Origin of the sequence: Streptomyces niveiscabiei (assembly GCF_001419795.1) — a bacterium.
Lineage (GTDB): Bacteria > Actinomycetota > Actinomycetes > Streptomycetales > Streptomycetaceae > Streptomyces > Streptomyces niveiscabiei.
The window spans coordinates 1-1,467 of the sequence record NZ_LIRL01001323.1 but is presented as its reverse complement, the minus strand read 5'-3'; the positions used below and the strand labels follow the sequence as shown (position 1 = coordinate 1,467).

Sequence of the window (1,467 nt, the reverse complement as noted above, 5' to 3'; positions counted from 1 at the left end):
CGCCCCCTCCCAGGAACACGCCCGCCACCCCTCCCAGCAACCCTCAGGACACCGGCGGGACCGAGACCGCGAGGACCAGGACGGCCGGTACGGCACCCTGATTGCCGTACGTATGAGGGTTGTTCGCGTCGAACGTCGCGCTCGCGCCCGTCGGTACGCGGTACTCCGTGTCGTCGACCGTGAGGGTCAGCTCGCCGGAGGTGACGTGGAGGAGTTCGACGGTCCCGGCGGGATGCGGCTCGGACGTGCTGCTCTCGCCCGGCATGAGCTTCCACTCCCACAGCTCGACGGGCCCGGGCGCCTCCGTGCCCGCGAGGAGGCGGCTGTAGCTGCCCGCGTCGGTGTGCCACAGGCGTACCGCGTCCTCGCCGGGGACGATGCGGACCTTCGCGCCCCGCTCGTAGTCGAGGAGGGTCGTGATGCTGACGCCCAGCGCGTCGCCGATCTTCACGACCGTGCCGATGCTCGGGTTGGTGCGGGCCTGCTCGATCTGGATGAGCATCCCCCGGCTCACCCCGGCCCGCGCGGCGAGGACGTCGAGGGTGAAGCCGCGTACGGCCCGCCAGTGCTTGACGTTGCGTGCCAGGTACTGGGTCAGCAGTTCGAGGTCCGCCACGATCCATCCACTTCAGGGCCGGTACTTGGGAAGCGCCGAGTCTACTCAGCGCTCCGGTTCGAGCCGCGCCAGCCCCGCCACGGCCTCCTCGTCAAGACCGGAGAGCGCGACGAGTTCCTCGGAGGTGACGCCCTCGGGGATCGGCACGGGCGGGGGCGTACGCAGCGGCGGCTGCCAGCCCTCGGCGGAGGTCCAGCGGCGTACGACCCGCGCGGGCGCGCCCGCGACGACCGCGTGGTCGGGGACCTCGCCCCGGACCACGGCGCCGGCGGCGACGACCACGTTCCGGCCGATCCGCGCGCCCGGGAGGATCACCGCGCCGGTGCCGATCCAGCAGCCGGGGCCGATCTCGACGGGCTCCATACGGGGCCACTGCTTGCCTATCGGCTCGTGGGGATCGTCGTACGAATGGTTCGTGGACGTGACGTACACGTACGGCCCGACGTAGCAGTCGCTGCCGATCGTCACCGTCGTGTCCGCGATGACGTGGCTGCCCCGGCCGAGGACGACGCCGTCGCCGATGCGCAGGATCGGGTCGGGGCCGAGGTCGAGGTCGGGCATGAGACCGGCCGTCAGCGTGACCTGTTCGGCGACGATGCAGTGGGAGCCGAGGTGGATCCAGGGCTCGCCGAAGACCGTGCCGAGCGGGAACGCGAGGCGGGTGTGCTCGCCGATGGCGCCGAACCGCAGCCGTCCGGGGCGCTCGGCGGTGACCGCGCCCGTGCTGCGCACCCACTCCCATCCGGCGTGCACGGCGCGCTGGGCGAGACGGCGCCGCCAGGACGAGAACGTGTTCTTGGGCTTCGGCACGCGCCCACCGTAGTCGCCCGCGCACGCCCCCGCCCTGTGAT

General features: G+C 72.4%; 2 protein-coding genes. Both read right to left on the bottom strand.

Annotated elements, in window-relative coordinates; translation table 11 throughout:
- Positions 1 to 43: 43 nt before the first annotated feature.
- Complete coding sequence (locus AOK24_RS43630; RefSeq protein WP_055725366.1) at positions 44 to 616, bottom strand: helix-turn-helix domain-containing protein; 573 nt, start codon at positions 614 to 616, stop codon at positions 44 to 46.
- Between the two features lie 45 nt (positions 617 to 661).
- Positions 662 to 1,426 (bottom strand): acyltransferase, encoded by a 765-nt coding sequence (locus tag AOK24_RS43625; protein ID WP_055725367.1) that lies wholly within the window; start codon positions 1,424 to 1,426, stop codon positions 662 to 664.
- Between the last annotated feature and the right edge of the window lie 41 nt (positions 1,427 to 1,467).